The sequence below is a fragment of the Acinetobacter sp. ANC_7635 genome (assembly GCF_056779945.1).
Genome location: NZ_JBWYIS010000024.1, coordinates 1 through 6149 on the forward strand (window position 1 = coordinate 1; position 6149 = coordinate 6149).

At 41.4% G+C, this 6149-nt stretch carries 7 protein-coding genes; all 7 read right to left on the reverse strand.

Annotated elements, in window-relative coordinates; translation table 11 throughout:
* Nucleotides 1-130, reverse strand: a 130-nt coding sequence (locus tag AC1M89_RS14630) for a CoA-transferase (RefSeq protein ID WP_481588083.1), incomplete at its 3' end; no start/stop codon positions are given.
* A 43-nt stretch (nucleotides 131-173) separates the two neighbouring features.
* The gene (gene benE, locus AC1M89_RS14635; protein ID WP_180000663.1) at nucleotides 174-1382 is read right to left on the reverse strand and encodes a benzoate/H(+) symporter BenE; all 1209 of its coding nucleotides are present in this window, start codon (nucleotides 1380-1382) and stop codon (nucleotides 174-176) included.
* 56 nt (nucleotides 1383-1438) lie between these two features.
* Nucleotides 1439-2218, reverse strand: coding sequence for a 1,6-dihydroxycyclohexa-2,4-diene-1-carboxylate dehydrogenase (locus AC1M89_RS14640; RefSeq protein ID WP_092768934.1), 780 nt, complete (start codon nucleotides 2216-2218; stop codon nucleotides 1439-1441).
* A 13-nt stretch (nucleotides 2219-2231) separates the two neighbouring features.
* Nucleotides 2232-3248, reverse strand: coding sequence for a benzoate 1,2-dioxygenase electron transfer component BenC (benC, locus tag AC1M89_RS14645; protein ID WP_035270501.1), 1017 nt, complete (start codon nucleotides 3246-3248; stop codon nucleotides 2232-2234).
* Between the two features lie 90 nt (nucleotides 3249-3338).
* Complete coding sequence (gene benB / locus AC1M89_RS14650; protein ID WP_035270498.1) at nucleotides 3339-3842, reverse strand: benzoate 1,2-dioxygenase small subunit; 504 nt, start codon at nucleotides 3840-3842, stop codon at nucleotides 3339-3341.
* Nucleotides 3839-5221 carry a benzoate 1,2-dioxygenase large subunit gene (gene benA / locus AC1M89_RS14655; RefSeq protein ID WP_035270495.1) on the reverse strand — a complete coding sequence of 461 codons (1383 nt, stop codon included), beginning with the start codon at nucleotides 5219-5221 and terminating at the stop codon, nucleotides 3839-3841. Before benA ends, benB begins: the two co-directional genes overlap by 4 nt.
* Nucleotides 5222-5295: 74 nt before the next feature.
* Nucleotides 5296-6149, reverse strand: an 854-nt coding sequence (catA, locus tag AC1M89_RS14660; RefSeq protein ID WP_481609332.1) for a catechol 1,2-dioxygenase, incomplete at its 5' end; no start/stop codon positions are given.

The following is a 6149-nucleotide window of genomic DNA, read 5'->3' on the forward strand; positions in this document are numbered from 1 at the left end:
CGAGTTCAATTAAGCCATCGATGAGTTCAGCAGGCTGACCTGCAGTACCAAACCCACCAATCATAATGGTTGAACCGTCTTTAATTTGGGAGAGGGCTTCGGTTAAAGACGCTGAGCTTTTATCAATCATAATCACTTCCTAAACAAACGATCTACATTTACCTTTAATATGATCAGGTCGATGTAGACGATGATGGGGTAGTATTTTGACGCTTCGTTAAAATCACGTGCGCTAAAATACCAATACAGATTCCCCAAAAAACTGAACTTAAACCTAAAAATTGCATGCCTGAAACAGTCGCCAAGAAAGTAAGGAGAGCTGCGTCACGATCCTTTTCTTGGAACATAGCAACGTGTAAATTTGTAGCAATAGCACCTAAAAGTGCTAAACCTGCTAATGCAGCAACAAGTTCTTTAGGCAGTAAGCTAAAAAGCATCACAATGCTGCCTGCAAATAAACCACCTAAAATATAGAAAATACCGTTCGCAATACCTGCGATATAACGTTTCTCTTTGAGCTCATGTGCATCTTTACCTGTACAGAGTGCGGCTGTTATTGATGCCAAGACAATGGTGATCCCGCCCACACAAGCAACAGCTAACGATGCGATACTGGTAGTGGTAATAATGGGTTTTGCTTGAATGTCATAGCCACTTAATTTCAAAATTGCCATGCCAGGTAAAAATTGACCAGAAAGGCTGACTAAAATAAGAGGTACTGCAAGATTTAGAAAAGAGTTAAGCGTCCACTCGGGCGCAATGAATTGGGGTATTGCAAGTGAAAACTCCATATTCACAGCATTGAATTTTCCGAGGACTAAACTCATGAAAATACCAGCTGCCAATACAAAAAGCATGGCATATCGAGGTGTTAAACGCTTAGCAATCAGATACGAAATAAGCATTCCAAACACAATATATGGCATGGTATTGGTCGCGGTAAAAAGACCAAATCCGAACTGACATAAGATACCCGCCATCATTCCTGCAGCCACTGATTGCGGTATCAAAGCCAATAGTTTGTCGAAATATCCGGTAATACCAATGATGAAAATCACTACAGCTGTAGTGATATATGCAGCAACTGCTTCATTCAGTGATATATCTGGAAAAAGTGTGACTAGCAGAGCAGTACCAGGTGCCGACCAAGCGGTGATGACAGGAACTTTAAATTTTATTGATAATAGAATTCCAGCTACAGCAGCACCAATTGAGATACCCCAAATCCATGAAATCATCATGTCTGGTGAAACTTGGGCTTGTTGTGCTGCTTGAAAGAAAATAATTAATGGTCCGGCATATGAAATCAATACAGCTAAAAAGCCGGCGACAGTGGCGGAAATAGACCAATCTTCTTTTAGTGTTTTAAACAGGGTTGCCATTGTATTTGCCTCCTTGCGTCAATGATCCTGTGAATTTAAAGAGTCCGTGATCAGGGTTAACCCTGATCACCACCACCTACAGGTACGACTGTGCCTGTAATGTATGAAGACTCATCTGAAGCAAGGAACAAAATAGCATTTACTTGTTCTTGAATAGTGCCATAGCGTTTCATGTAGCTGCGGTCAATTGTTTGATCAACCACTTCTTGCATCCAAGCTTGATCTTGCTCAGATAGTGGTGAAGTATTACGTGGAATTACACGTGGTGGAGCTTCAGTACCACCTGTAGCCACAGCATTGATGCGGATACCATCTTTAGCATGTGCAAATGCCATTGATTGAGTAAAACTATTTACACCACCCTTAGCCGCAGAATATGGAAGACGGTTAATTCCACATGTGGCGATAGATGATACATTCACGATCACACCAGATTTTTGGTGTTGCATGTGTGGTAAAACTGCACGACAACTCCATAAAGTAGGAAATAAAGAACGATTGATCTCTTTGATAATTTCCTCTTCAGAAAACTCTTCAAAAGGTTTCATCCAAATCGCACCACCAACATTGTTGATCAGCACATCAATTCGGCCAAAAGTCTCGATCGCTTTATTTACAACGGATTGTGCACCAGCATAGGTTTCAAGATCAGCTAAGACAGTGACACCTGTGCCACCTTGAGTCGTAATTTCTTCAAGTGTGGTCGTCACGTATTCAGCACGGTCAGCCAGTACAACTTTTGCACCTTCGCTAGCTGCTTGAAGAGCAACACCGCGACCGATGCCTTGAGCGGCACCAGTAACGATTACGATTTTATTTTCAAATCTTTGATTCATGTTCCTCTCCACTTTAATTCGCAGAGAATTTTTCGAATAAGAAGTTTGCAGGTTTAACGCCTTCAGCATCTAACCAACCACGAACTGCATCTACCATAGGAACAGGACCACAGAGGTAAACGTCTACATCACCACCGTTGAGCCATTCAGTTTCAATGTGACCTGTCACATAACCTTTACGTTCGTGTGCAGATTCTGGGTTTGCAACTACGGTACGGTATTCAAACCAATCAAGTTTTTCTTGAAGTTTGTTGAGTTCTTCAATAGCAACTAGGTCAAAGTCATTGGTTACACCAAAAACTAAACGTACTGGATGTTCAGAACCTTTTTCTTCTAATACTTGAAGCATCGACATAAATGGAGCAATACCTGTACCACCAGCAAGCATTACTACAGGGCGTACTACATTACGTAAGTAGAAGCTACCAAATGGACCAGTGAATGTCATTTTGTCGCCGACTTTCGCTTCGCTGCTTAAGAAGCTACTCATCTTACCGTTAGGAACGTTACGAACAACAAAGCCGGTCAAACGGTTACCTGGCTTAGAGCTGAAAGAGTATGAACGTGTTTCAGTTGATCCAGGAATACCTACATTTACATACTGACCAGCAAGGAAATTGATATCTGGCTGACCCTCGTCTAGTTGAATATCAAAGGTAATTGTAGATTCAGATAAGTTTTCTACACGAGAAAGTGTACCTTGATATTGATGAATTTGAGTTTTACATACATCAGATGAGGCTTGAATTTGGAAAACTGCATCTGAAGTAGGACGGCACTGGCAAGCTAAGATATAGCCTTGCTCAGCCTCTTCTGGTGTAAGTGCATCTTCAATATAAGTTTCTTCAGGCATGTCATAGCTGCCAGACTCACAAAAAGCTCGACAAGTACCACATGCACCATCACGGCAATCCAGCGGAATATTAATCTTTTGACGATATGCAGCGTCAGAAAGCGTTTCGCCTTGTGCAACTGAAATAAATCGGGTTACGCCATCTTCAAATTGAAGTGCAACATTATGGTTTGACATGGCTGAATATCCTTTAAGAATCTTTTGAACAATTTTTTGGTGTAACTACCAAAATTCCATTTGGTAGTTACTGAACTTGTTATTTACTAATTACAGGTGATATACGTCGATTACTTGGTTGATGTAATCATTTTTAAGTACCACATATTTATTTAAAATTTGTGGTTTTTCACCAGACAAATTGATTTCGTAGCGTGACATGCCGAAGTAGCTGTACGACTTTTGGTAGCGGTAACTTAAAGTATTCCAGTTGAAACGAACAACAACCTTATCTTCATGACGTTCAAGAATTTCAATATTGTTAATATTGTGGCTTGTACGTGTATCAGGCATTGTTGCAGAAGAGCGTTCAGTTTTGATACGGAACACGCGGTCCTCTAAACCTTGACGATCTGGATAATAAATTAACGAGATTTCTGATTGAGGATCTTCAGTTAATGTATTGTAGTCATCCCAAGATGGCATCCAGAACGATGCTGTAGGTGCATAGCACTCTAACCATTCATCCCACTGTTCATCATCAAGTAGGCGCGCTTCTTTAAATAAGAACTGGCTCACTGATTCTAAAGTTGCTTCAAGATTCGCGTTACTCATGCGTTATCTCCTTGTTCAGCTAAAGCTTGTTCTGCTTTAATCGCACGTTTCATTTCTTCTAACCAATGTTGATGTTGCGCAAGGTATAAACCTTCGTCTTCAGTTTTAACGCCTGAAAGTTTAGGTTTTAGGCCAATTTCGTTTGCTGCATCATCTGGGCCATTGATCCAATGCTTTGAGCCACGGCACATATCGTTCCACTCAAGTTCGATACCAGCATAACCTGCTTGACATGCACGGAATTCTTCTAAGTCATCTGGTGTCGCCATACCTGAAGCATTGAAGAAATCTTCATATTGGCGAATACGGCGTGCGCGAGCTTCTGGCTCTTCACCTACAGGTGCGATGCAGTAAATTGTTACTTCAGTTTTATCGACAGCAATTGGGCGAAGTACACGGATTTGTGAACCGAACTGATCCATCAAATAAACGTTTGGATATAAGCAAAGGTTACGTGAGCGCTCGATCATCCACTTCGACATAGCAGGACCGAATTTCTCAGAGTATTCATCTGCTTTAGGGAAGTTAGGGCGGTCTTCAGGGTTAGCCCATTGTGTCCAAAGCAACATGTGACCATTTTCAAAACCGTAAGAACCACCGCCTTGTTTACCCCAAGATCCTGCGCTCATTGCACGGATATTGTCGCCAGCTTGTTTTTCTTTACGTTGTTGCGTAGTCGCAGCATAATTCCAGTGAACTGCAGATACATGGTAACCATCTGCACCATTTTCAGCAGTGAGTTTCCAGTTTCCTTCGTATGTATAAGTTGAGGCACCACGTAAAACTTCTAAACCTTGATCAGACTGACCCACGATCATATCGATAATTTTAGTCGTTTCACCTAAGAATTCTTCTAATGGCAAGACGTCTGGGTTTAAGCTACCGAATAAGAAGCCTTTATAACTTTCAAAACGTGCAACTTTCTTAAGATCATGTGATCCTTCTTTGTTAAAGCAGTCAGAATAACCTGCATCTGTTGGGTCTTTAACTTTTAAAAGTTTGCCTGAGTTATTGAATGTCCAACCATGGAATGGGCAAGTATAAGTAGCCTTATTACCACGTTTGTTACGGCAAAGTTGTGCACCACGGTGTGAACACGCATTGATCATTGCATTTAGCTCGCCTTGACGGTTACGAGCAATCACGATTGGCTGACGACCGATGTGTGTCGTGTAATAATCATTGTTATTTGGAATTTGGCTTTCGTGTGCCAAGTAAACCCAATTACCCTCAAAGATGTATTTCATTTCAAGGTCAAAAAGGGCTTGATCAGTGAAAACTGAACGATGAAGTTTAAACTCACCTGTCTCAAAGTTGTCTACAAGTAACTCATCAAGACGATCTAGATGGCTGGTATTAATTACAGGAATACGTGGCATGGACGTTCTCCGACTTTCCAAATTGAGGGGAAGTCATCGGGATAATTGACTTATCCCGATTCCGACTAATTGATTTAAGCTGATGCGCGGCGACGTTCAACTTCAGTAGAAGGCGCACCTTCAACGTCTTTTACTAATTCAATGTCAAATTGAATATGTTTGAACGCACCTTTCAGACCACGACGAGCAATTTCAGCTTCATCAGTCACGTCTACAGCAGTTGCCACTAAGCCATCACGCGTTGCAAATGCAAAGTCATCCCAAAGGTATTTATCACCTTCGATGTTGAACTGCGTAGTTAATTTACGGTAGCCAGGTGCAGTGACGAAGTAATGCACATGTGAAGGGCGGTTACCGTGACGACCAAGTTTGTCTAATACAAACTGAGTTGTACCTTCTGGTGGGCAGCCATAACCTACAGGCATTGTGGTTAATGCTGTATATTGACCTTGTGCATCGGTGAAGATCGTACGACGTAAGTTGAAGTCAGATTGAGACTTATCAAAGAACGAGTAGTTACCTAAGCTGTTTGCATGCCAAACTTCAACTTTAGCACCTTCAATGATGTTACCTTCAGTATCTTTAACGATACCTTCAATAATTAAAGTTGGGATTTTGCCTTCTTCAGAACCATCATCCATACGTGCAAAACCAACTGATTCTGGTGCACCAGCGACATACAATGGACCTTCAATTGTACGTGGAGTACCACCTGTAATACCTGCTTGAGCATCTTTCTCATCTGCACGTAAATCAAGGAAATGCTCAAGACCTAAACCAGCAGCCAAAAGACCTAATTCGTTTGCTTGACCAGCATCAGTAAAGTACTCAAGACCCTTCCAAACTTCAGATTGGCTTAAATCTAAATCTTCAATCGCTTGGAATAAGTCAGATACTAAACGTACAACGATTTGCTGAACACGTTCAT

Bases quoted from the DNA above. Each gene is read 5' to 3' on its own strand.
- benB (WP_035270498.1), bottom strand. From the start codon at position 3,842: ATGAGTAACGCGAATCTTGAAGCAACTTTAGAATCAGTGAGCCAGTTC.
- benE (WP_180000663.1), bottom strand. From the start codon at position 1,382: ATGGCAACCCTGTTTAAAACACTAAAAGAAGATTGGTCTATTTCCGCC.
- benC (WP_035270501.1), bottom strand. From the start codon at position 3,248: ATGTCAAACCATAATGTTGCACTTCAATTTGAAGATGGCGTAACCCGA.
- benA (WP_035270495.1), bottom strand. From the start codon at position 5,221: ATGCCACGTATTCCTGTAATTAATACCAGCCATCTAGATCGTCTTGAT.
- AC1M89_RS14640 (WP_092768934.1), bottom strand. From the start codon at position 2,218: ATGAATCAAAGATTTGAAAATAAAATCGTAATCGTTACTGGTGCCGCT.